The 23824-nt window shown below is 64.8% G+C and carries 16 protein-coding genes and 1 riboswitch; of the genes, 2 read left to right on the top strand and 14 right to left on the bottom strand.

Annotation, left to right across the window (positions count from 1 at the left end; all coding sequences use genetic code 11):
- Positions 1 to 74: 74 nt before the first annotated feature.
- Positions 75 to 268, bottom strand: a riboswitch (cobalamin riboswitch).
- Between the two features lie 191 nt (positions 269 to 459).
- On the bottom strand, positions 460 to 1065 hold the full coding sequence (gene cobO, locus O6X71_RS03150) for a cob(I)yrinic acid a,c-diamide adenosyltransferase (RefSeq protein WP_353464397.1): 606 nt from the start codon (positions 1063 to 1065) through the stop codon (positions 460 to 462).
- Positions 1066 to 1119: 54 nt separating this feature from the next.
- Here cobO and O6X71_RS03145 point away from each other — a divergent pair, with 54 nt between their 5' ends.
- Positions 1120 to 2736 (top strand): NAD(P)/FAD-dependent oxidoreductase, encoded by a 1617-nt coding sequence (locus tag O6X71_RS03145; RefSeq protein ID WP_353464396.1) that lies wholly within the window; start codon positions 1120 to 1122, stop codon positions 2734 to 2736.
- A gap of 368 nt (positions 2737 to 3104) precedes the next feature.
- Here the strand turns inward: O6X71_RS03145 and O6X71_RS03140 are convergent, their stop codons facing one another.
- The 8 genes from O6X71_RS03140 to O6X71_RS03105 form a co-directional block, all read right to left on the bottom strand.
- Positions 3105 to 3782, bottom strand: coding sequence for a peptidylprolyl isomerase (locus O6X71_RS03140; RefSeq protein ID WP_353464395.1), 678 nt, complete (start codon positions 3780 to 3782; stop codon positions 3105 to 3107).
- A gap of 392 nt (positions 3783 to 4174) precedes the next feature.
- Positions 4175 to 4459: a UBP-type zinc finger domain-containing protein gene (locus O6X71_RS03135; RefSeq protein ID WP_353464394.1), complete on the bottom strand. Its 285-nt coding sequence runs from the start codon at positions 4457 to 4459 to the stop codon at positions 4175 to 4177.
- Between the two features lie 17 nt (positions 4460 to 4476).
- Positions 4477 to 6135, bottom strand: coding sequence for an FAD-dependent oxidoreductase (locus tag O6X71_RS03130; RefSeq protein WP_353464393.1), 1659 nt, complete (start codon positions 6133 to 6135; stop codon positions 4477 to 4479).
- Complete coding sequence (locus O6X71_RS03125; RefSeq protein WP_353465051.1) at positions 6132 to 7514, bottom strand: FAD-containing oxidoreductase; 1383 nt, start codon at positions 7512 to 7514, stop codon at positions 6132 to 6134. The genes O6X71_RS03130 and O6X71_RS03125 overlap by 4 nt, the downstream gene beginning before the upstream one ends.
- The gene (locus O6X71_RS03120) at positions 7511 to 7990 is read right to left on the bottom strand and encodes a DUF4126 domain-containing protein (protein WP_353464392.1); all 480 of its coding nucleotides are present in this window, start codon (positions 7988 to 7990) and stop codon (positions 7511 to 7513) included. Before O6X71_RS03120 ends, O6X71_RS03125 begins: the two co-directional genes overlap by 4 nt.
- Before the next feature lie 170 nt (positions 7991 to 8160).
- The gene (locus O6X71_RS03115) at positions 8161 to 8679 is read right to left on the bottom strand and encodes a RidA family protein (RefSeq protein ID WP_353464391.1); all 519 of its coding nucleotides are present in this window, start codon (positions 8677 to 8679) and stop codon (positions 8161 to 8163) included.
- Positions 8680 to 8732: 53 nt separating this feature from the next.
- Positions 8733 to 11303: a TonB-dependent receptor plug domain-containing protein gene (locus O6X71_RS03110; protein WP_353464390.1), complete on the bottom strand. Its 2571-nt coding sequence runs from the start codon at positions 11301 to 11303 to the stop codon at positions 8733 to 8735.
- A gap of 259 nt (positions 11304 to 11562) precedes the next feature.
- Positions 11563 to 13188: a flavin monoamine oxidase family protein gene (locus O6X71_RS03105; protein ID WP_353464389.1), complete on the bottom strand. Its 1626-nt coding sequence runs from the start codon at positions 13186 to 13188 to the stop codon at positions 11563 to 11565.
- A 370-nt stretch (positions 13189 to 13558) separates the two neighbouring features.
- On the opposite strand from O6X71_RS03105, the gene htpG reads away from it, so the two are divergent.
- Positions 13559 to 15463 (top strand): molecular chaperone HtpG, encoded by a 1905-nt coding sequence (gene htpG / locus O6X71_RS03100; RefSeq protein WP_353464388.1) that lies wholly within the window; start codon positions 13559 to 13561, stop codon positions 15461 to 15463.
- Positions 15464 to 15507: 44 nt separating this feature from the next.
- Here the strand turns inward: htpG and O6X71_RS03095 are convergent, their stop codons facing one another.
- From O6X71_RS03095 to O6X71_RS03075, 5 genes are all read right to left on the bottom strand, one after another.
- Positions 15508 to 16119, bottom strand: coding sequence for an ATP-binding cassette domain-containing protein (locus tag O6X71_RS03095; protein WP_353464387.1), 612 nt, complete (start codon positions 16117 to 16119; stop codon positions 15508 to 15510).
- Positions 16109 to 16798 carry a molybdate ABC transporter permease subunit gene (gene modB / locus O6X71_RS03090; RefSeq protein ID WP_353464386.1) on the bottom strand — a complete coding sequence of 230 codons (690 nt, stop codon included), beginning with the start codon at positions 16796 to 16798 and terminating at the stop codon, positions 16109 to 16111. The genes O6X71_RS03095 and modB overlap by 11 nt, the downstream gene beginning before the upstream one ends.
- Complete coding sequence (modA, locus tag O6X71_RS03085) at positions 16798 to 17556, bottom strand: molybdate ABC transporter substrate-binding protein (RefSeq protein WP_353464385.1); 759 nt, start codon at positions 17554 to 17556, stop codon at positions 16798 to 16800. Before modA ends, modB begins: the two co-directional genes overlap by 1 nt.
- A gap of 79 nt (positions 17557 to 17635) precedes the next feature.
- The gene (locus O6X71_RS03080; protein WP_353464384.1) at positions 17636 to 21004 is read right to left on the bottom strand and encodes a polysaccharide deacetylase family protein; all 3369 of its coding nucleotides are present in this window, start codon (positions 21002 to 21004) and stop codon (positions 17636 to 17638) included.
- 247 nt (positions 21005 to 21251) lie between these two features.
- Positions 21252 to 23570 carry a TonB-dependent receptor gene (locus O6X71_RS03075; protein WP_353465050.1) on the bottom strand — a complete coding sequence of 773 codons (2319 nt, stop codon included), beginning with the start codon at positions 23568 to 23570 and terminating at the stop codon, positions 21252 to 21254.
- Between the last annotated feature and the right edge of the window lie 254 nt (positions 23571 to 23824).

The following is a 23824-nucleotide window of genomic DNA, read 5'->3' as shown; positions in this document are numbered from 1 at the left end:
CCGACCTCCGCGCGAAGCGAAGCGATGTCGTCGCTCGGGGTGTTACCCGTCCGTTCGGCGCACCCTGGCCGGACGAAAGACGACCGCGACGGGCAGGTCTCCTGGCTCGCGGGTCAACGCCGTCCGCGCCGCCTTCTCGGGACTATCCCAATGGCATGAGGCACGATGGCTCGCCGCGTACAGTTGCAGGGGCAGCCGGGTGTTTCCCGTTCCCATTTTCATCCCCCTCCGCGTGAGCATCGGGGGAACCTGTCGCGGACGGAGCGATAGGCGGGAGGAAGACACGGCGCAAGGCACGGCTACGTAGGTTAGAAGTCTGCCAGCCGTCCCCACGCCCTCCGGTCATCCTGACGAAAGTCAGGACCCAGAGCCACGAAGGCCACCGCCCGTTACCCTGGGTCCTGACTTTCGTCAGGATGACGGACGGTGGTTGTATTGGGCCGTAGAGTACGAACCCGCCTAGAACTCCACGCCCGCCTGCGCCTTCACGCCCGACCGGAACGGATGCTTGACCTGCGTCATCTCCGTCACCAGATCCGCCACCTCGATCAGCGCATCCGGCGCGTTCCGCCCGGTCACCACGACATGAGTCATCTCGGGCTTGGCCGCCAACACAGCGAGCACCTCGTCGACCGGCAGATACTCATACCGCAACACGATGTTCAGCTCGTCCGCCACCACCATCGCATAGGACGGATCGGCAATCATCCGCTTCACCTCGTCCCATGCCTCGCGTGCCACCGCGATGTCGCGAGCGCGATCCTGCGTGTCCCAGGTGAACCCCTCTCCCATTGGCTTGAACTCGCACAGCTCCGGGAACGCATCGAAGATCGCCTTCTCGCCGGTCGCCATGGCGCCCTTGACGAACTGCACCACGCCGACCTTGCGCCCATGCCCGATCATCCGCACCGCCATACCGAATGCGGCGGTCGACTTGCCCTTGCCCTTGCCGGTGTGGACGATGACCAGCCCCTTCTCGATCGTCTTGCTCGCGACGATCCGGTCGTGGACCTCCTTGCGCTTGGCGCTCTTGGCATTCTGCTCATCGTCGGTCCGCATGGTCATGTCCTCTCCTGCACCCGATGGCGGATCGCGCCGCGCGGCGCTAGAGCGACCGACATGCTCCGCATCACCGACCTCAAGCTCCCGCTCAACCACGCCGACGAAGCGCTCCCCGCCGCGATCCGCGATCGCCTGCGCGTCACCCCGCGCGACCTGATCCGCTACACCATCGCGAGACGCGCGCACGATGCCCGCGACAAGATGGACATCCAGCTCGTCTATTCGGTCGACGTCACGCTGAAGAACGAGGACGCAATCCTCACGCGCTTCCGCAAGGATCGCCACGTCCAGCGCACGCCGGACACGGGGTATCGCTTCGTCACCAAGGGCGGCGCGAGCTACACCGGCCCCCGTCCGGTGGTTGTCGGCGCCGGACCGTGCGGGTTGTTCGCGGGGCTGATCCTGGCGCAGATGGGGTTCCGCCCGATCATCCTAGACCGCGGCAAGGTCGTCCGCGAACGTACCAAGGACACCTGGGGACTCTGGCGCAAAAGCGTCCTCAACCCCGAATCCAACGTCCAGTTCGGCGAGGGCGGCGCCGGCACCTTCTCCGACGGCAAGCTCTGGAGCCAGATCAAGGACCCGCGCCATCTCGGCCGAAAGGTCCTGACTGAGTTCGTGAAAGCTGGCGCGCCACCCGAAATCCTGACCGAAGCGCACCCGCACATCGGCACCTTCCGCCTCGTCACGATGGTCGAGAGCATGCGCGAGACGATCGAGGCGCTCGGCGGCGAATATCGCTTCTCAACCCGCGTCGACGGCCTCGACATCGTCGAGGAGGCCGGCACGCGTCAACTCCGCGGCCTCCACCTGAGCAACGGCGACTATCTCGAAGCCAACCACGTCGTCTTCGCGGTAGGCCACAGCGCCCGCGACACGTTCGAAATGCTCCATGCGAAGGGCGTTCACGTCGAGGCGAAACCTTTCTCGATCGGCGTCCGCATCGAGCATCCGCAATCCTGGATCGACGAAGCCCGGTTCGGGCCGTGCGCAGGCCATCCCGATCTCGGCGCGGCGGCATACAGCCTGTCGCATCACTGCAAGAACGGGCGGACCGTCTACAGCTTCTGCATGTGCCCGGGCGGCACCGTCGTCGCCGCAACCTCCGAAGAGGGCCGCGTCGCGACCAACGGCATGAGCCAATACTCGCGCAACGAACGCAACGCGAACTCGGGGATCGTCATCGGCATCAACCCCGAGCGCGACTATCCCGGCCACCCGCTCGCCGGGATCGAGCTGCAACGCCATTGGGAATCGCGCGCCTATGTCGCGGGCGGCTCGAACTACAAGGCTCCCGCGCAACGCATCGGCGACCTGCTCGCGGGGAGGGCGTCGACTGCGCTGGGGTCGGTAATCCCGTCGTACAAGCCGGGCGTCCACATGACCGACCTGTCGGAGTGCCTGCCGGAGTTTGCGATCACTGCGTTGCGCGAGGCACTGCCGGCGTTCGGGCGCGAGATCCCCGGCTACGATCATCCTGATGCGGTGCTCACGGGGGTCGAGACGCGGACCTCGTCGCCGGTCAGGATCACGCGCGGCGATGATTTCGTCAGCCTCAACACCGCCGGCCTGTTCCCGGCCGGCGAAGGCGCAGGCTATGCGGGGGGCATCCTCTCGGCGGCGGTCGACGGTATCAAGGTTGCGGAAGCGGTTGCGCTTAGCCTGACGGCGTAACGCTGAAGCTCCTTGCTCCCCCGCGCACGCGGGAGCCCAGAAATCACAGGCGGTAGCGGTCGTTATCCTGGGCTCCCGCCTTCGCGGGAGAACAGATAAGGCTGCGACACTGAGGTTTCAGGCCTGATTGTCAGGACGACTTCCAGGGCACCTCCCCGGCGGAGGCCGGGGCCCGATTAGGGGACTGCTGACCTAAAGGCAAACTGCCATAACTCTGACCTTTCCAATTGGACCCGGCCTTCGCCGGGGCGGTGTAGAAGTCGATGGCAACCACCTTTGCTTCAGAATCGTGTAAGGGAAACGCGACTCCCCTGACCAAACTGACAAACGTTCGTAGCGACATTAGTCGACGTACAGCCGCCCACCCCTCACCTCCACCGCTGAGGCCCCGTCTCGATCAACCACGCCCGCGGCAGCCCAGTCGGCTTAGCCATCCCATCCAGCCGCCGCGCACTCACCAGAGCGACCCGCTTCAGGATCATCTGATCCTTGAACGCGTCCATCCCACCGCCGGTCGGCTTGGCGAGGATACGCTTCACCACGTCCATTCCCGCGACGACATGCCCGAACGCGGCATAGCCCGGATAGCCCGCGCGTGCGTTCATCGCTGGCGCCGGGCCGATCGTGATGAAGAAATTCCCACCCGCCGACGCAGGCGTCATCCCCCGCGCCATCGAGATCGTCGCGTCGAGATGCTTGATCCCGGTCATCGCCGTGGTCTCGAGCGGAAACGGCGGCAGTATCCTTCGTGCATCGGTGCGGATGCCTGCCTGGATAAAGCCGAACTTCGGCGCGGACTTCTGTCGGCTCGCGCGGTAGAAATCGGTGCCGTCGAACCGACCGTCATCGACATAAGCGAGGAAATTCGCGGTCGTCTTCGGTGCGTGGCGGGCGTCGAGCGCCAGCAGGATCGGCCCCTCCGACGTGACGATGCGGACGCGGACAAGGCCCGGCTTCGGTCCCGGTTCGGCGCGCTGAACCTGCCGCTTTGCCGGCTGCGCCGTTCCTGCCGTCGCCAAGGCCGCAATGGCTACGAAGCCGATCATCAAACGCCGCATTTCGATCACTCACGCCTTTACCGATGGCGTCGGCTACCTGTCCGTTTGCGGCGAGGCAAGCGCGGGGGGGGGGGTATCTAGTGACGTGGAGTAAACCGGTGATCACCTTTGGTACCAACGTCGGTTTTGCACCGCTCAGCATGCACCAGCGAGCGGTTCGACTTAGTTCCATTCGTCCGAGTAGGCACCTCCCCGGCGGAGGCCGGGGCCCAGTTGGGAAACGTCGGTGATGTAGGTTTGCGCTTTGTCACTCAGGCCATGCCAACTGGGCCCCGGCCTTCGCCGGGGTAGTGCACCTGTGAGCAGTTCGTCTTAAACTTTCTTGCGCGCAGGGTAGCTCGTAGAGCCGAATCACACCGCTTCGACCACAATGCCCCCCCTCAAACATAGCGCGGAATCGGCCCCACCTGCGACGTCTGGTCCGGCAGGTCCACCATCGTCTCGTCGACGAAGCACCAACCCCAGCCCTCCGGCGGATCGTAGCCCTCGATGATCGGATGCCGCGTCGCGTGGAAGTGTGCGGTCGCGTGGCGGTGCGGGGAGTCGTCGCAACAGCCGACATGACCGCATTCCCGGCACAGCCGCAGATGCACCCACTCGCTGCCGATCCGGAGGCACTCCTCGCACCCCTTCGCGCTCGGCGTCACGTCGCGGATCGTATTCATATGCGTGCAACCGTAGCTCATTCCGCGTGCCTTTCCGCCATGTCGGCCAAAACCGTGTGGATCTGTGCGACCACCGCCGCGCCTTCGCCGACCGCCGCCGCGACGCGCTTGGTCGATCCGGCGCGGACGTCGCCGATCGCGAACACGCCCGCGCGGCTCGTCTGCAACGGCAGCGCGGCGGCACCGGTGACGATGAACCCCTTGTCGTCGGTGTCGACGCAGCCCTTCAGCCAACCCGCATTGGGGTCCGCGCCGATGAACAGGAACAGGTGTCGCATCGGGCAGCGCGTCTCCACGCCGTCGCTGCGTTGGCGGAAGATCGCCGCCGTCAGTCCGGTCGCGCGCTCGCCCTCCAGCCCGACGATCTCGGTGCCGACGCGGATCGTCACGTTGGGTAGCGCGGCGATGCGGTCGATCAAATATTTCGACATCGTCGCGGCCAAAGGGCGTCGGACGATCAGGTGCAGGTGCTTCACCCGCGGCGCTAGGAACACCACCGCCTGCCCGGCCGAATTGCCACCGCCGACCAGCGCGACCTCCTCGCCCTCGCACAACCGCGCCTCGATCGGCGATGCCCAATAGGACACGCCCGCACCCTCGAACTCGGCCAGGTCGGGGATGTTTGGCCGCCGATACCGCGCGCCCGATGCCACGATCACCGTCCGCGACTGGACGCGTCGATCGCCCGGCAGTTCGAGCGCGAGCGGGTCGCCCGCAGGCCGATCCTCGTCGCAATCGAGATGTTCGACGGTCAGCGGAATCGCGATCTCCGCGCCGAACTTCAGCGCCTGGTTGAACGCCCGCCCGGCCAGCGCTTGCCCCGAGATACCGGTCGGGAAGCCCAGGTAGTTCTCGATCCTAGCCGACGCCCCCGCCTGTCCGCCGATCGCACGCTCGTCGAGCACGATCACCGAAAGCCCTTCCGACGCCGCATACACCGCCGCCGCCAGCCCCGCCGGCCCCGCACCGACGATCGCGACGTCGTACACGGTGTCGGGATCGAGCTCTGGCGTGATCCCGAGGCACGCCGCGACCTCGATATCAGACGGCCTTTTGAGCACCGTACCGTTGGGACAGACTACGAGCGGCAGATCGCTCGACGCGACGCCGGTCCGCTCGACCAATGCACGGCCTTCGTCGTCGGATGCCGCATCGAGGACGATGTTCGGATAGCCCGATCGCGTGAGAAACCCCTGTAGCCGGACGACGTCGGGACTGTCCGGCAGGCCGACGATCACCGTCCCCCCGCTGCCCTGCTCGATCAGGCCGACGCGGCGCAGGATCAACGCGCGCATCACGATCTCGCCGACGTCCGCCGAGCCGACCATCAGCGCGCGCAGATGCACCGGATCGAACGGCAGCGCGGTACAGCCTTGGGGGCCAGCCGTGCCGCCAGCGATCGTCGGGCGCCCGGCAAGCTGGTTGACCTCGCCCGTCAACTGCCCGGGGCCGTGCGTAGTGATCGGCGCCTCGTGGCTGAGCCCATCGCGACGGACGACGTCGATCGTTCCTTCGAGCACGAGCCATGCCGCGACGCCGTGCTCGCCGATCGCATAGACCTGCTCGCCCGCGGCAAACACGCGCGCCGGACCGCTCGCAAAGCGCTTTGCCGTCTGAAGCTGTTCCGCGTTGAGCACCGGAAACATCTGGTGGTCGCGCGCGCCGAGATCGCTCATGTCTGCACCACCGGTTCGAGCTCGAGCAACAGCGTCGGGATCAGTTCGGATACGGTCGGGTGGATCGGCACCGCCCAGCGCAACGCGGATACCGGCTGGTCGGCGTTCATCATGTCGAGGATCCCGTGGATCGCCTCGTCGCCGCCGGTGCCGAGGATCGCCGCTCCCAAAATCCGCTGTGTTTCCGCATCCGCCACGATCTTAATAAACCCCTTCGTCTCGCCTTTTTCGACCGCGCGGCCGACGCGGGTCATCGGCCGTTTCGAGACCAGGATCGGCCGCCCCGTCTTCTCCGCCTGCGCCTGCGTCATCCCCACGCGGCCGAGCGGCGGATCGGTATAGAGCGCATAGCCGACCAGCCGCTCGCTCAGCGTCCGGTCGTCATGATCGAGCAGGTTCGCCGCGACGATCTCGAAATCGTTATACGCGGTATGCGTGAACGCGCCGCGCCCGTTGCAATCGCCCAACGCCCATACGCCCGGCACGTTGGTCTGCAGCATGTCGTCGACGGTGACATAACCCTTCTCGTCCGTTGCGATCCCGGCGAGATCGAGCCCGAGGTCGTCGGTATTGGGGCGCCGGCCGACCGCCAGCAGCACGTGGCTGCCGATCACCTTCGGATCGCCGGCCTGGCAATCGACCGATACCGCGACGTCGTCCGCATGGCGCGCGAACGCGATACAGCTCGCGCCGGTTCGCACCGCGATTCCTTCGTCCTCCAATATGCTGCGCACAGCGTCGGACACGTCGGCATCCTCGTGCCCGATCAGGCGTTCGCCGCGCTCGACCACGGTCACCGCGGCGCCGAACCTTCGGTACATCTGCGCGAACTCAAGCCCGACATAGCTTCCGCCGACGACGACGAGATGCGCGGGAATCTGCTCCAGCGCGACCATGTCGGTATTGTCGAGATGCGGCACGTCGCCGACACCGGGCATGTGGGGCACGATCGCCCGCCCGCCGACGTTGAGGAAGATGCGCGGCGCGGTCATCTCCTCGCCGTCGACCGCGATCGTCCGCGGTCCGGTGAAGCGGGCGTGGCCGCGGAGGAAAGTGAGCCCGGCCATACCCTCGAGCCAGCGCTCGTTGCCCGATCGCGCATCCATCGCGACCTTGTGCGCGCGCGCCGCGACGGCAGGCATGTCGACCGTGACGTTACCGGTCGCGATCCCGAAATCCGCTGCACGTCGTGCAAGGTGCGCGGCATAGGCGCTCGCCACCAGCGTCTTGGTCGGCATGCAGCCGGTATTGACGCACGTCCCGCCGACCAGCTTCCGCTCGATCAGCGCGACCGCCATGCCCGCGGCGGTCAGGCGGCCTGCCAGCGGTGGCCCGGCCTGCCCGGCACCGACGATGATCGCATCGAAATTCCGCATCAGATCGACAGCACCACCAGCACCGCCAGGAGGATCGCGATCGCATCCTCGATGAGCGCGGCCGGTCGATCGCTGCCGAACGTTGCCGCCAGTCGCGCCCGCAAGGCCGCGCCGCCATAAATTCCGAAGACCGCACCGACGATCCCGAGAACGATCCCCGGCAACGGCGCACCGATGCCGTACCCCACGGCAGCGCCCGACACCCCGCCCGTCAGCAGGCGCGCGGCGAACTGCGGCGGCACCTTGCGGCTGGGCGTCGACGGCAGCTGATCGGTGACGAGTTCGGTGGCCGCGAGCAGCGTGAAGATCCACGGCGTGAACCGGTAGCCGAGGAACGCCAACCACGTGCCCTGCAACGGCAGCATACCCTTGCTCGCAACCCAGGCTACCGCGGCAGGCGCCAGCATCGCGCGCAACCCCGCGACGATGCCGATGACAAAGGCGAGGATCAGTCCGTGAACGATCTGGGGGACGAGCATGGCGGTCTCCGATCCGGTGTGTTCGACATCGTCCCACGCACTACCGAAAGCGTCAATTCGTTACGCATCCGATCTGGCGTCGATCCGGTCGCTCGTCGCGCTCGATGATCCGCGCGATCGGACCAAGCACCTGATATCGAAAGCGAACACTGGCCGTCCCCCGCGTGATTTTATTTCGCCGCCGTCGCCTCGATCTCGACCAGGAACGCCGGCCCTGCGAGAGCCGCAACCTGGACGGTCGATCGCGCGACGGTGTTGGGGTTCTCCGCCGTCCCGAAATACATCTTGAACGCGTCGTTCATGCCGGCAAAGTCCATCTTGCCGCCGAGCTTCGGGTCGCCCGCGACGAACACGGTCAGCTTGATGATATCGCTAATCGCATAGCCTTGCGCGGCCAGGATCGTCTTGATCTTGGTGAACACGCTGATCGTCTGCGTCTTGGTATCGCCGAAATCGGCGGTCGTCAGCTGCGCCGGCGGCGTTTTGTTTGCGGGATCGATCGGCGCCGCCAGTTGCCCGCTAAGATACAGCATCTTCGCCCCCGCCGGCACGGTGACACCCTGCAGAATCAGCCCCGGTGGCGTATTGGTATGGCGGACGATGCCGGATTTGGGGGTCTGTGCACTGGCAACCGAAGCGCCCACCAGCGCTGCGAACAGGGCAAGCGATGTAACAAAAGTCTTCGTCATAGATATCCCCTCGTAGAAACCGGGCGCCGAATGTTTCCGGCGCCCGGCAGACATTAGAAACTGACGTTCATGCGCGCATAATAATAGCCGCCATTGATGCCGTACGGGCTGAACGTCAGCGGCGCATCGAGCTGGTTGCCGCCGCCGACCAAGGTCGCGTTGGTCGTCCCCGGCACCAAGCCGAGCGTCGGCGACTTCTTGTTGAAGACGTTGTTCGCACCGATCGACAGTTCGAGGTCGTTGGTCGCCTTGAAGTTCAGTTCGACGTCGCCGATGAATGCAGTCCCGATCGTCTGCTTGTAGAAGGTGCCACCGTCCGGGCTGTAGCGGGCGGAGCTCTTGCCGTAGACCGTACCGCGCAGGGTCATCGAGAATTTCTCGATCGAATAGAAGGTCGATCCGATGACCTTCACCCGCGGCGATGCGGTCTCGATATTGGCGCGGGCGCCTTGATCGAACAGAGGCACCGTGATCGTCTGCCCGAGCACGTTGACCAGCGGTGGGGCCGACATGACCTTCGTGATCTTGGTCTGGTTGTAGTTGCCCGACAGGGTCCAGGTGGCATTGCCATACTCGCCGAAATCGCTCGCATAGCTGGCGACGACATCGATACCGCGCGTCCGGGTATCCGCGCCGTTGGTAAAGATGTTGATGCCGGTCTGCGTCACCGTCGGATCGAGCACGTTGCCGTTCGCACGGATCGCCGCGGTCACCACGGGGAAGTTGACGTTGATCGGCGAGGTCGCACCACCGCCGCCGAACAGCGATCCCGTGCCGAGAATACGATCCTCGATCTTCACCTGGTACGCGTCGATCGTGATCGTCAGGCGCGGCACCGGCCGGATGACCGTGCCTAGGCTGTAGTTGGTCGATTTCTCAGGTTTCAGATTGGCGAAACCGAGCAGTTTGGCCGCTGCCGAATTGGCTGGCAATTGCACGAACGCGGAGGTCGGCGAGACGTTGGTCGCGGAGTAGAACGATTCCGCCAGCGTCGGTGCACGGAACCCCGTCGAGAACGTGCCCCGCAGTGCGAACGCATCGGAGAAGTCGTAGCGGGTCGTGCCCTTGTAGATGAACTTGCTGCCGAAATCGGAGTAATGTTCGTACCGACCGGCGACATCGACTTTCCAGCCCTCGACCGGCATCAGCGCGACATCGACATAGCCCGCCTGCGAATTCCGTCCGTTGACGCCCGCATCCGAACTGCGGAAACCGGGATAGGACTGCCCGCCTTCCTTGTAGGTGGACGCAGCATCGCCCGCGCCGATCTCGTAGACGTTCTTGCGATACTCGCCACCGAAAGCGAGGTTGATCGGTGCCGCCATGCCCGCTTCGATCTCATGCGTGAAATCGGCGTTGACGGTCAGCTCGCTCGATTTGAAAAAGCCGTTGTAGAAGGTGGTCGGCGTAAAGCCGGTATCCGCGTAGAGCGAGGCGTTTGCCGAATTGACGGTATAGATCTCGTTCTTGTCCTGTCCGAACGTCGACGACAGGTCGTAGTGGAAGCCGCTGACGTCACCGCGGACGCCGCCGGTGAACGCCATGTCCTCCTCGCGTATCTTCTCCCGCGGGGAAAAGCCGTTGACCGGGCTATCGCCCTCGGGATCGAAATAGGTCGTCACGCCCGCGACGGTGCGCGATACGCGGGTCGGCACCCGGACATTCTCATAGGCGCTGGCGACCCGGCGTGAATAGGTGCCGAAGCTGTACGCCTCGATACCGCCGAAATCATACGCCGAGTTATACTGGAGGTTGATGAGGCGCGACTGCGCATCGCCGCTAATCTTGTTCACGTAGGGAAAGTCGGACATCCCCGGATAAAGACTTTGCTGAAGCGGCGTTATCGACGGCGTCGTCGCGCTCGTCAGCAGCTTGCCGTTGATATCGGTGACGCGTCGATCGAGCCCGCCGACCTGCGTGAAGTCATGATAGCGGTAGAAGCCGGTGACGTTGATGAAGCCGTTTTCACCGACCTTGGTCGCGAGGTGCAGACTTCCCCCATAGGTGCGGCCGCCGGTATCGTAATTCTCTCCCGCGGTCAGCGATGCGTCGCCGCCTTCCTTGTCGTCCTTCAGAATGACGTTGATGACGCCGGCGATAGCGTCCGAGCCATATTGGGCGGCGGCACCATCCTCCAGCACCTCGATGCGCTTGATCGACGCTGGCGAGATCAGGTCGAGATCGGCGGTCGCCGCGCCCTGGTAGGGTCCGCCGAGGACGGCGAGGTTCGAGGTGCCGTGTCGTCGCTTGCCGTTGATCAGCACGAGCGTGTGGTTCGGGCTCAACCCACGCAATCGCGCCGACAGCGTGAGGTTGGCGGTGTCGCCGCCGAACGCCTGCGCGGTGAACGACGGTACGAGCTGGGTCAGCACCTGGTTGAGATTGGGCTGGCCGACATGGCTCATGAGTTCGGCGTCGAGCACCTTGATCGGGGCAGCGCTTTCGGCCGCGGTAATGCCTGTCGCGCGCGTGCCGGTGACGATGATGTCGTCGGGTATCTCGGATGATCCAGTCTGGGGATCGGTCACGGTAACCGACGCGGTTTGCGCGGAGGCCGTCATGTGTCCGGCGCTGGCGAGCGCCATGATAAGTGCGCCGCGTGAAATGCTGGTAACGATCCGCATAAGGTTTCCCCCCTTATTGTTGAGCGCCTTCAGCCATCCTCAATATTCTTCGATGATCTTATGCCATCTATTAACAGTTACCCGATCCACGAAACACCATTTCGCAGTTCCATACCCTGATTATCTTAAGTACTTAACCTTGGTCAGGATTGACTATAGGAAGATGCGTGACAACTGATTCGGATCTAATGAAGATTTAATACACAACTATTGTTGACACTGTCACTAATATGCAACGTTTTGCCTTGAGGCACTGGTGTTAGGCTGCGCGTCTTACATCGCGTGAACCCAGTACAGCCCGGTTGGCGCCCTGCGCCGCGACGCGTTTAGCCAACGCGACGACCTGCCCTTGCGCGGACTGAATGCCGCCCTCCTGCCAGCCCGGCGTCTGGCTGAGTGCGGCGGAGGCGAAATAGACACGGCCGTCGGGTTGCTGGAGCAGGCGAAACTCGGGCGTATCGATATGCCCCTCCTGCCGCCCATTGGCGCTGCCCGCGTTCCAGTCGGGCCACGGCCCCAGGCTGTACGGGATCTTGTGCCAGTTCACCGCGATGCCATTGACCAGATCGCCGCCATGCCCCGGATGCAGCCGGTCGATCACCCCGCGCGAGAAGGCGATCTGCTCCGCGATCGGCCGCTTGGCGAACTCGGCGGCGTTGGGTCCCGACGAATAACAGCCGAGGATCATGCCGCGCGCGGAATGCAGTCCCGCCGAAGGATACCAGATCAGGGTCGTCGGGCCGCCGACGAACGAGATGCCGCCATAGATCTGTTCGCGTTCCCAGAAACGCGGGCTTTCGAACGCGACCTTGTTAGAGTGATCGTAGACCACCCCGGCGATTGTCTTCTTCAGCGCGGGCGAGAAGTCGGTATCGATCGTCGCGAGCACCGGGAACGGGATCGTGCAGATGATGTAATCCGCCTTCACGGTGTCGACCACGCCGCTTGCCTTGTCGCGGTAGACCACGTCGACGCCGCGGGCGGTGTGACGGACTTTCGTGACCTCGGCACCGCGGATCGCCGGACGGCGCAGATGGCGATCGAACCCGGCGTGGATACGGTCCATCCCCCCGACCGGCTCGAACATCGTCGCCTGCATGTAGAGATTGTCCTCGAACAGCGTCATCGGCAGCCGTTCGTTCGCCAGCAACTGGTCCATCGGCACCGCGCTGCCCGCCGACGAGAAGGTGACGCCTGCCCCCGGTGCAGTCCCGAACCCCGATCGCTCGGTGCCCGCAAACGCATAGTCGGTGCCGAGATCGCCATACGTCTTGAGGAACGGCAGCAATTTCTGCTTGTCCGCCGCCGTCACCGACTGATCGAGCGCACCCTGGTTGATCGCCTTCGCCAACAGTTCGGCGATGTGGCCGCGCATGTCGTTGATCGCGGTCCGCATGCGAATTTTGCTGCCGTTCTCGCCCATCACATAGGCCGAGCGGCTGGAATTCACCTCGACCTCCAGCGGCACGTCGAACTTCTTCGCGTACCCGATCAGTCCCTGGTGAAAGCTCGGGATACGCGCAGGCCCCGCGTTAAAGTAGATTCCGTCGGAGAACTTGGCAGTCTGCGCCTGCTCCCCGATCATCTCGATCTTGTCGCCGTCACGCACCGTCCAGGCGCGCCCACCGACCCGGTCTCGCGCTTCGAGCAACGTGACCTGGAAGCCTGCCTGTTCGAGTTCGTATGCCGCGGTCAGCCCGGCGATCCCGGCCCCGAGCACGACGACATGCGTTCCCTTGCCGACCCCCGGCGGCAACATCGCCAGCCCCTCCGCCTGCGAGGTACCGATCAATCCATTGGTAAAACCCAAAGCCTGCATTGCGCCAAGCGTTGCGCTCAAGCCTCCCATCAGGCCAAGCCGGCCCAACAAGGTCCTGCGTGTCATCACACCGTGTCTAGTCATCAAGGCCCCCCGAAACGGCACCCCCCTGGGTTTGCCGAACATCAGAATTGCCGGCGGGTCGAACCCGTCAGCAGCCTTGCAGGATCATCATCCCCCGTCAGCCCCGATGGACGTCGGACAGCGATCACAAAAGAACACATCGTTCCTTTGCACGCGATATCTCGACACGTTGCATCTTTTGACTGGACGATTCGGATTGAACATTGCTTTGGCGTGTAACGCAAATGAAATCTTTAACGCCGCGGTGACGATCTTGTGGCGACAACCCGTGCGAACACGCGGGCCTTGAATTCGGTACGTGCTCCGGCCAATTCTCGGACTGATCATTTCACCAAGAGACCTGTTACATCCTATGACCATCGAAACCGCTTCCGCTGCCGAGACGTCCGCGCCCGAGACCCACGCCTTCGAGGCGGACGTCGCGCGGCTGCTCCACATGATGGTGCATTCGGTCTATTCGGATAAGACCGTATTCCTGCGCGAACTCATCTCGAACGCCGCCGATGCGTGCGAGAAGCTGCGGTACGAGGCGTTGAGCGCCCCCGAGTTGCTTGGCGACGAGACCCGGCTGGCGATCGCGATCACGCTCGATCCCGACGCCAAGACGCTGACGATCGAGGACAACGGCATCGGCATGACCGCCGAGGACATGGGCGAAGCGCTCGGCACGATCGCGCGCTCGGGCACCAAGGCGTTCATGGACCGGATCGCTGCGTCGAGCGGAAGCGACGGCGCGCAGTTGATCGGCCAGTTCGGCGTCGGTTTCTATTCCGCGTTCATGGTCGCATCGAAGGTCGACGTGATCTCGCGGCGCGCTGGCGCGGACATCGCCTCGCTCTGGTCGTCGGACGGCCTCGGCACCTACACGATCGTCGACGTGCCGACCGCCGACGCCCCTGCCCGTGGCACCCGCGTCGTGCTCCACCTGCTCGAAGACGCGACCACCTACACCGACCGTTTCACCGTCGAGCGCCTCATCAAGGATCAGTCGGGGCACGTCCCGGTGCCGATCACGCTGCGCGAAAAGCCCGATGCCGAGCCGGTCGATATCGCGGACGGTGCCGCGCTCTGGACCAAGCCGAAGGCGGATATATCGGGGGAGGACTATGCCGATTTCTACCGCAGCGTCTCTGGCCAGTATGACGAACCCGCGCTGACGCTTCATTACCGCGCCGAAGGGCTGCACGAATATACGGTGCTCGCCTATGTGCCGGGGGCGAAGCCGTTCGACCTGTTCGATCCCGACCGCAACGGCCGCATGAAGTTGTACGTCAAACGCGTCTTCATCACCGACGATGCCGAGGTATTGCCGCGCTATCTCCGCTTCATGCGCGGACTGGTGGATTCGTCCGACCTTCCGCTGAACGTCTCGCGCGAGATGATCCAGGAAAGCCCGATGCTCGCTGCGATCCGCAAGGGCGTGACCGGACGCGTGTTGTCCGACCTCGACAAGCTCGCGACGCGCGATGCCGAGGCCTATGCCAAGATCTGGGACAATTTCGGCGCGGTCCTGAAGGAGGGGCTGTACGAGGATTTCGAACGGCGCGAGGCGCTGCTCAAGCTCGCGCGCTTCAAGACCACGACGTCCGGCGGCGCATGGCGTTCGGTCGCCGATTACGTCGCGGCAATGAAAGACAACCAGACCGCGATCTATTACGCGGTGGGGACCGATCTCGACCGCCTCGAAGCCTCGCCGCAGCTCGAAGGGTTCCGCGCGCGTGGGATCGAAGTGCTGTTGCTGCCGGACTCGGTCGACGGGTTCTGGGTCACGGCGGGCATCGATCACGACGGCAAACCGTTCAAGTCGGTAACGCAAGGTGCTGCCGATCTCGGGATGATCCCGCTGGTCGATGGGGCCGAGCAGCCTAAGTCCGATGCAGCGCCCGAGGTTGCCGACTTCATTGCCTTCGTCAAGGCGACTCTTGCGGATGCCGTGTCGGACGTGCGCGCATCGGAGCGCTTGACCGACAGCGCGGTGTGTCTCGTCGCGGCAGACAGCGGCATGGATCGCCAGCTCGAACGCATCCTCGCCATGAGCGGTCAGGCGCCCCCCGCGGCCAAGCCGGTACTGGAGATCAATCCGACCAGTCCGCTGGTCGCAAAGCTGGCGGCGCTTGGCGACGCAGATGCGACGTTGCGTGAGGACGCGGCGCATTTGCTGTTCGACGAGGCCCAGATCGCCGACGGTGAACGCCCGGTCGACGCCCGTGCCTTTTCCGCCCGTCTCGCCCGCCTGTTTACGCGCGCGCTAGAATAAGCCGTTGACCGTCTCCCTTCCTGATGGTTTAGGGACGGTCACCGTTACATTTGCACCACTTGCGTCCCGATCCGTTCCGCCTCGGCCGGGTCGTGAGTCACCATCAGGATCGGCAGCTTCAGGACGTCGCGGACGTGTTCGATCGCGACGAGCACTTCCTCACGTCGAGCACGATCCAGCGACGATAAAGGTTCGTCGAGCAGCAGGAAGCGCGGGCGGCTGAGTAGCGCACGACCGATCGCGACGCGTTGCGCTTCACCGCCCGACAGCGTGCGGGGCCAGCGATCGAGGAGGTGAGCGATGCCGAGGAATGCGATCCGGTCCTCGAACTCGTCCTGCTCGTGGCCGGCGCCGTAGAGCAGGTTCGCACGAACGCGCATGTGCGGGAACAGGCGCGCGTCCTGGAACACATAGCCGGCACGCCGACGCTCGGGGGGTACGTCGACATCGCTTGGCTTGGCTGAATCGAACAGCGCCTCGCCATCGACCGCGATCCGCCCCCGATCGGGGCGGAGCAGCCCGGCGACCATGTTGAGCACGCTCGACTTGCCGATACCCGACGGGCCGAACAGCACCGTTGCCCCCTCGCCAGCCTCCAGCGTCAACGACACCTGCATGTCGCCGAGCCGTTTCTCGATATCGATCTCAAAGGACATGGAGACCTCGCCCCGCACGGCGCGTCAACAGTTCCGACGCAATCAATGCGATCAACGACAAGCCTACAGATACGCAGGACAATCGCCACACAAGTGCATCGGCGCCGGGTTGCTGGAGCGCGGAATAGATCGCCAGCGGCAAGGTCTGCGTCTCGCCGGGCACATTGGAGACGAAGGTGATCGTCGCGCCGAACTCGCCGATCGAACGCGCGAACCCGAGCACCGCACCGGCCAATACGCCTGGGATACTGAGCGGCAACGTCAGCGTCCAGAACACGCGCCACGGCCCCGCGCCCAGCGTCCGCGCGGCATTCTCGAGCCGCCTGTCAACCGCTTCGATCGAGATCCGCATCGCGCGGACCATCAACGGCAGCGCCATGACGCCCGCCGCGATCGCCGCGCCGGTCCAGCGGAACAGGACCGTCACGCCGAACCAGTCCTGCAACCAAGCACCGATCGGGCCATTGGGACCGAACGCGAGCAACAGCAGCCAACCGGTCACGACCGGCGGCACGACCAACGGCAGATGGATCGCCGCATCGACGACGACTTTGCCCGGAAAACGGACGCGCGCGAGCAACCAAGCGAGCGCGAACGCGATCGGCAAGGTCACCGCCATCGCGACGCCGCCGACCTGCAACGACAGCGCGACGATCCCCCATTCGGTCGCGTCGAGCACTAGCGCGCGGAGAACCCGTAGCGGACGAAGATCGCCTTACCCGCAGGCGAGACGAGGAAGCGGCGGAAGCCTTCCGCCTCCGGGTTCGTCGACGTCTTCAGCCGTGCGATCGGATAGGTGATCAGGGGATGCGTTGTCTCCGGGAAGACGCCGGCGATACGAACCTTGGCCGATGCCTTGGCATCGGTGGCGTAGACGATCGCGAGCGGCGCCGCGCCACGCTCGACCAGCGCCAGCGTCGCGCGGACATTTTCCGCGCGCACCACCTTCGGTGAAACCTGCGTCCAAACGCCGAGCTTTTCCAGCGATGCCTGCCCGTATTTTCCGGCGGGCACGGCGGTATCCGCCATCGCCAACGGCCCGGCGGTCAGTACGCGAACGAGCGCAGCGGGCGGGCGCACCGGGATCCGCACCTTGCTCCCGGCCGCCGCCGCGACGACGAGGCGGTTCCCGAGGAACGTCACGCGCGTGCTGGCGACGATCAGGTTCTTCGCGGCGAGTGCGTTCATCCAATCCTCGTCCGCCGACACGAACAAATCCGCCGGCGCGCCGGACTCGACCTGCCGCGCGAGCGCCGACGATGCCGCGAACGAGATCGTCGGCTTCACATGCCCCTTCTTCGCCCATGCATCGGCGGCGGCAGTCAGCGACTCCTGCAACGACGCGGCAGCGAGCACCAACGGAGGGCGCTGTTGCGCCTGAGCACCCGTCGCCCCAAGACTTGCCGCCATCACCAGCGCCGTCGTCAGATACCGCATGCCACCTACCTCTCGAACTTTGCGCGTACCGATATATAGCGCCGGGCCATAACGCCAGTCGGTTCGATACGTTGCGCGCCTAGTTCGCGGTGACCCGCCCGGTCCGCGCCAGCTTGCCCCAGCCGACCAGTGGCCCCCGCAGCGCCTGCGCGATCGCCTTCAGCACCACATAGTACATCACTTGCCGATAGCCGATCCGCTGCGGGATCAGCAGCCAGAGCAGCCGCCAGCGCTCCTTGCGCTCCAAGGCGAACGCGATCGTCGCGGCAAGCAGATCAATCGCGGTGAAGATCAGCCAATAGGCGAGCATGGTATAGACGTCGTGGCTCGTCTGCTCCCAGCCATGCGCCTGCACAGCGAGATAGGTCGAAGCGAAGCTAACTAGCAGCGCGAGATCGATGATCGGCGAGATCGAGGCGAGGACGATCTGGAACACGATCGCTTGCGGCAACCCGACCCAGCCAAGCCCGCGAGGGTGCGACCGGCCGATCGCCGAGCGGTGCTTGTAGAGGCACTGCAACGTCCCGAACGCCCAGCGGAACCGCTGTTTGGCGAGCGCGCGCATCGTCTCAGGCGCCTCGGTCCAGGCGATCGCGAACTGATCGTACTGCACCTTCCAGCCGTGGCGTTGGATCGCGATCGTCAGGTCCTGGTCCTCGGCGAGTGTGTCGTCGGGATAGCCGCCGACGCTGCGGATCGCCTCCAGCCGCCAGGCGCCGACCGCACCCGGCACGACGGTCATCGCGTTCAGCCGTGCGAGCGCGCGCCGTTCGAGGTTCTGCGCGGTGATATATTCAAGCGCCTGCCATTTGGTGATCAAATTGACGCGGTTGCCGACCTTCGCATTACCCGCGACCGCACCGAGCTTCGGATCGTCGAACCAGCGCGCCAGACGCGCGATCGTCATCGGTTCGAACTGCGTATCGGCGTCGAGCGCGATCACGATCTCGCCACGCGCGAGTTCGAGCCCGCGGTTGAGCGCGCGTGCCTTGCCGCCATTCTCCAACGTCAGCAGGCGAACGCGGTCGTCGCCGGCGAACGCTTCGGCGACGACGCGGCTGGTGCCGTCGCTTGAGCCGTCGTCGATCACGATCACTTCGATCGCGACGTCGTTCGAGGCCAGCACGCCCTCGACGGCGCGGACGATCACGCGCTCCTCGTTGAACGCGGGGATCATCACCGTGACGAACCGCGACGGATCGATCGCCGGGAATACCGTCTTCAACTCACGGCGCGCCTGGATCAGCGCGAGCGCCGACAGGGCCAGAGCGCGGATGATGCCGATCGTGATCGCGATGCCAAAGATCCAGCGGAGCGCGACGACGATGCCGCCGAGCGTGCTGAACAGCGCGAGATCGGCGACCGCCGCAACACGGTCGCTCGATGAAATCACCGGCATCGACTGGTTGCGTGACAGCCCGGCGAGCGTCGAGACGGAGACGAAGCTGTAGCCCATCGCCCGCAACCGTTCGATGATGATCGGGAGTGCGGCGACGGTCTCGGCGCGGTTGCCGCCAGCATCGTGCAGCAGGATGACGTTGCCGCTACGCTCGGGATTGCCCGCCTCGACGCCCGCGATGGTCCGGTCGATGATCGCCTGCACACCCGGCCGCTTCCAGTCGTCGGGGTCGACGTGGAGACCGACCGAGATATAGCCGCGCTGCTGTGCTTCGAGAGCAGGCAGGATTTCGTCCGCGGTGCTCGGCTCGGCATCGCCGAAATAGGGTGCGCGGAACAGCCGGAGCGAGCGCCCGGTGAACGCCTGGAACAGCCGCTGCGTCGTGTTCAGCTCGTACTTCACCTGCCGCTGCGAGACGTTGGCGAGGTTCGGGTGCGTGTAGGTGTGGCTGCCGATCTCATGGCCTTCGTCGACCATGCGCTGGAGCAAAGGCCGTTCGGTGAGCGCGTTCTCGCCGATGACGAAGAACGTCGCGGGGGCGTGTTCGCGCTTGAGAATGTCGAGAATCTGCGGCGTCCATTCGGGATCGGGCCCGTCGTCGAAGGTCAGTGCCAGCTGCTTCGGGCGATAACCGGTTCGGACCACGACATAAGGCGACGGCATGCGCGTGAAGTTGACGTCGGCGATCGTCCCGTCCTTCGCCGGGACCGCGTCGCGAATACCGGTGACGGGCTCGGCGGCGATCTTGAGGATCTCGCCGCTGCCTTCGATATCGACGTTGGTGCCGGCTGGCATGTTATCGATCGAATCGGGGATCGGCAGTTTCCGATGATCGCGACCCCAGATCGACCAGAGCCCGGGATCCTCGGAGCCGAGACGCCACAGCGCGACGCTGCCGAGGCCCGCCTTTTGCAGGAACGCGATCTGGTTGTACGCCGACGCCGCGTCGAGCAGCCAAACCTGATGCTGCACCCCGCCCTCCGAATAGGCGAAGCTGCTGTTGCCACTGGTCTTGTCGAAAGTCGGGACGGTCCCCGAGTCCGCTGCAGCCTGCCAAGCCTCCTCGACATCGAGCGCATCGCCGTTGCCACTGTCCGCACCCGCGTGCCAGTCATACGCGTAGGAGCCGATCGCGACGACCAGCTTGGCGGGGGGGATACCACGAGCAGCGTCGGCGACCATGCGCGCGAACCAGCGTTGCGACGCGATCGGCCCCGGCGCGCCACTCGTCTCGTGCTCGTCATAGGCCATCAGGAAGACCTTGTCGGTCACCTTGGCGTAGGCGGGCAGGTTCCAGTCTGGGTTGGCGACCGGCGCCGCGATCGCAACGACCCAACCGCGCGGGGCAAAGCGCGCGCGCGTTTCGGCGAGGAAGGCGCGGTAATTGGGCTGCGCCGATGCGGGCAGGTCCTCGAAATCGTAGAACACGCCGCCGGCATGGTTCGCGCTGAGGAACGGCACCAGCTTGTCGAGGAAAGCGGCACGGGCCTTCGGGTCGGCGAACAGCACGGCACTACCGGCGCCGTCCCAATTCCCGTCGACGGCGTTCTGCACCATGGGCAGGATCATCGGCCGGTGGACCGCCTTGTTGAGGATGTCGCGTCCGGCCTGGTCGCGGAACACGGTGATGTGGTGATCCTTGCCGGTGATCGAGACCCAGCCGGGGATCAGCCAGTCGAGCTGTTCGACGTGCCGCGCGAGGCTCGCCGTGCTGGCTTCGTCCCACGGCGCGTGAAAGGCGATCGCGAGCGGCGGGTTGGCGCCGTTGCCGACACCGGGCTTGGCCGCGCTCGTCCCGAACAGCTGCTTGGCGTAGTAATTGAGGTCGCGCCGGGTCTCGCGGAGGATGCCGCCGCGTGGTGCGGGGAGCTTGTGAAGCGCGGGATGCTCTGGCTCGATCGGGAGCAGCGGCGCGGTTGGCACCGCGCCGATCGAGACGGCGAACATCGCGATCGACAGCAGCAGCAGGGCGATGAACGCCGCGACGCCAAAGGTGAACCGCCGACGACGACGGCCGCTTGCATCATAGAATACGGGATTGAGCGACATGGAGCGAGTATCAACCGGTCGAAGGAAAACGGCAACTCGCCGCAACATTTCGCTACAATGCCGTTTGCGCCCGCGCTGCTGAAAAATGCGTCACGCGGGCGTTAGGTAGCGACGCAGACCTCACTGCATCCCCTCCCGCAAGCGGGAGGGGACCGAGGGGTGGGCGCCCGGCTCGAACGCACGCCGCGCTTGACAATAGCGCGAGCCCACCCCCGGCCCCTCCCGCTTGCTAGAGGGGGGGAAGAAATCAGCGGAACTTACCGCTGAGCGAGACGCCGATGATCCGCGGTTCGTTGAATACCGCCGCCATGTAGTTCTCGATCACGCCCTTGAGGTTCTTCTCGCCGGTGATGTTGCGGGCGAATACGGCCAGCTCATACGCATCGTCCGGTGCGGCATAACCGATCTTCAGGCCGCCCTCGAAGTTGCCGTTCGCGGTGAACTCCTTGGTCTTGTACAGCACGAACTGCGTGTAGCCCTGGATGTTGAAGTCGCCCGCGATGAACGCGCGACCGCCATTGCCGAGCGGCTGGTCGTAGCGCGCGGTGAGGTCGACATTGTATTCCGGCGCGTTCGGCAGCGGCTCGCCGTCGATCTTGACCAAGTACGTCGTACCGAAAGCGCCGGGAACCGCGCGGACCGGCGCCGAGGGCGTGCAGACCACGACGTTGTTGAGCGCGCAGATCTGCACCTCGGTCGTCTTGTCCCGGATCGCGCTGTGCAACAGGCTGAGGCCGGCGCCCAGCGTGAGGTTCGGTACCGGCTTCCAATTAGCCTCGGCTTCCATGCCGTACGCCTCGGCCTTGTTGCCGTTGAACAGGATGCCGTTGCCGTTGACGTCGTTGCCGTTCAGCTGAATGTCGTTGACGCGGTAGCCGAACACCGTGGCGTTGAGCGTCAGCGTATTGTCGAGCAGGCGCGTCTTGATCCCCGTCTCCCACGACAGGATCGTCTCGGAATTTGCGGTCGAGAAGTCGGAGTTGAACACCGCCGAACGACCCTGGATCGTCGGTCCGCGGAAGCCTTGGGCAACGCGCGAGTAGAGGCTGATGTCGGGGCTCGCCTGGTACAGGATGCTCGCATCCCAGCTCGGCTTGGTCGACTTCAGCGTGACGTCGCGGCGGAAGTTGGTCGGATACTGATTGACGCCAGCCGCATTCTGAACGGTCTTCAGCAGTTGCGTACGCTTCTTGTCCTCGGTGATGCGCCCGCCGAGCGTTACCGTCACCTTGTCCATCAGCTCGTAGCTGACCTGGCCGAAGCCCGCCCACGAGGTGTTGACGTCATGCAACCGCACCCAGTTGTTGGGATTGCGCGCCGCCGTCGTCAGGAAGAACGTCCGCTGATAAAAATCGGTGATGTCGCGGTTGTCGAAGTACAAGCCACCGAGCTGCCAGTTGAAACGGCCACCGGGGGTGCCGGCAACGCGCACTTCCTGCGACCATTGATCGAGATCGCGGATCTGGCCCTGCGACTGGCCGAAGCCGTTGGCGACGCCGCGGACCGGGAAGTTCGCGCCCGCACCACCATCGGTATCGCCGCGGCTGAACCCGGACGTGGTCTCGTATGCGGTGATCGAGGTCAGCGTGGCTGGACCAAAGTCGTAGGACGCACGCGCCGAGCCGCCATAGGTGTTGTAGCTCTGCGGGTTGTCGTTACCCTCGTCGAGCGACACGGTGTTGCGCGGCTCGGCGGAGACGTCGTTCGAACCCTTCTTGAGCGCCCCGCGATGGAACAGCGTCGAGGTGCCGTCATACCAGCGCGCGTGGCCAGACAGGTCGAGGGTGAAGCGCTCGCCCGGTGTCAGCGCAAGCTGTACGCGGACGTTGCGATCGTCGAAGCCGCCCATCGCGTCCTTGCGCGGCGTCGCGGTGCTGTCCTGGCTTACACCAGCATAGGCGTTGTCGATGTAATCCGAGCGATGCTGGAGCAACGTCGACAGGCGGATCGAGAGGAGGTCCTTGATCAGCGGACCACCGACGCCCGCATCGAGGCTGACGCTGCCATAGCTGCCGACCGAGGCCGATGCACGGCTCTCGAAGTCGTTGGTCGGCTTGTTCGTGTCGAACTTGATGATGCCGGCGGTGGTGTTGCGGCCGAACAGCGAGCCCTGCGGACCGCGCAGGACTTCGACCTGGCGGACGTCGAACACCGGGTTCGACTTCAGCACGACATGCTCGAGGATCACGTCGTCCTGGATGATCGTGACCGGCTGCGATGCGCCGAGGTAGAAATCGATGTTGCCGAGGCCGCGGATATAGAAGCGCGGGAAGATACGGCCGGTGGTCGATTCAACGTACAGGCCGGGGACGCGACCCGACAGCGCGAGCAGCGTGTCGTCGCCGCCTGCGGTATAGGCGCGCAGTGCATCGCCCGACGCGACGCCGACCGAGAGCGGCACCTTCTGGAGGTTTTCCGAGCGGCGCTCGGCGGTGACGACGATGTCGTCCAAGCCTTCCTCGGGAGCAGACTGCCCAGCCTGAGTCTGGGGCTGATCCTGGACCGGCGCGGCCTGCGCGAACGCAGTCGAGCCACCCACAACCGAACCAAACGCGACGCCGAGCATCAACGCCGACTTAACGACCGAAATCTTCAAGATGATATTCCCCAATAGTGCGGCGGCGTCCCTGACGACCGGCCGCACATCCCAATACTCAACGTCGCTACGCGCCATCGAGCGCCCTCCCCGGACGGCCCGACGACGCCTCGCGACGCTCACTCCCCGGTTGGGCGGTTAGGCCGGGATTGTGTTGGTATGATGACAGTTGGTTACGGCGTTTTGGGTGATTGCAGGTTTGCGATACGGTGCGATATTTTTGC

Origin of the sequence: Sphingomonas faeni (genome assembly GCF_040407505.1) — a bacterium.
In the GTDB taxonomy this organism is placed as follows: Bacteria; Pseudomonadota; Alphaproteobacteria; order Sphingomonadales; family Sphingomonadaceae; genus Sphingomonas; species Sphingomonas faeni_E.
The sequence above is the reverse complement of the archived record's forward strand: the minus strand, read 5'-3'. Positions and strand labels throughout refer to the sequence as shown.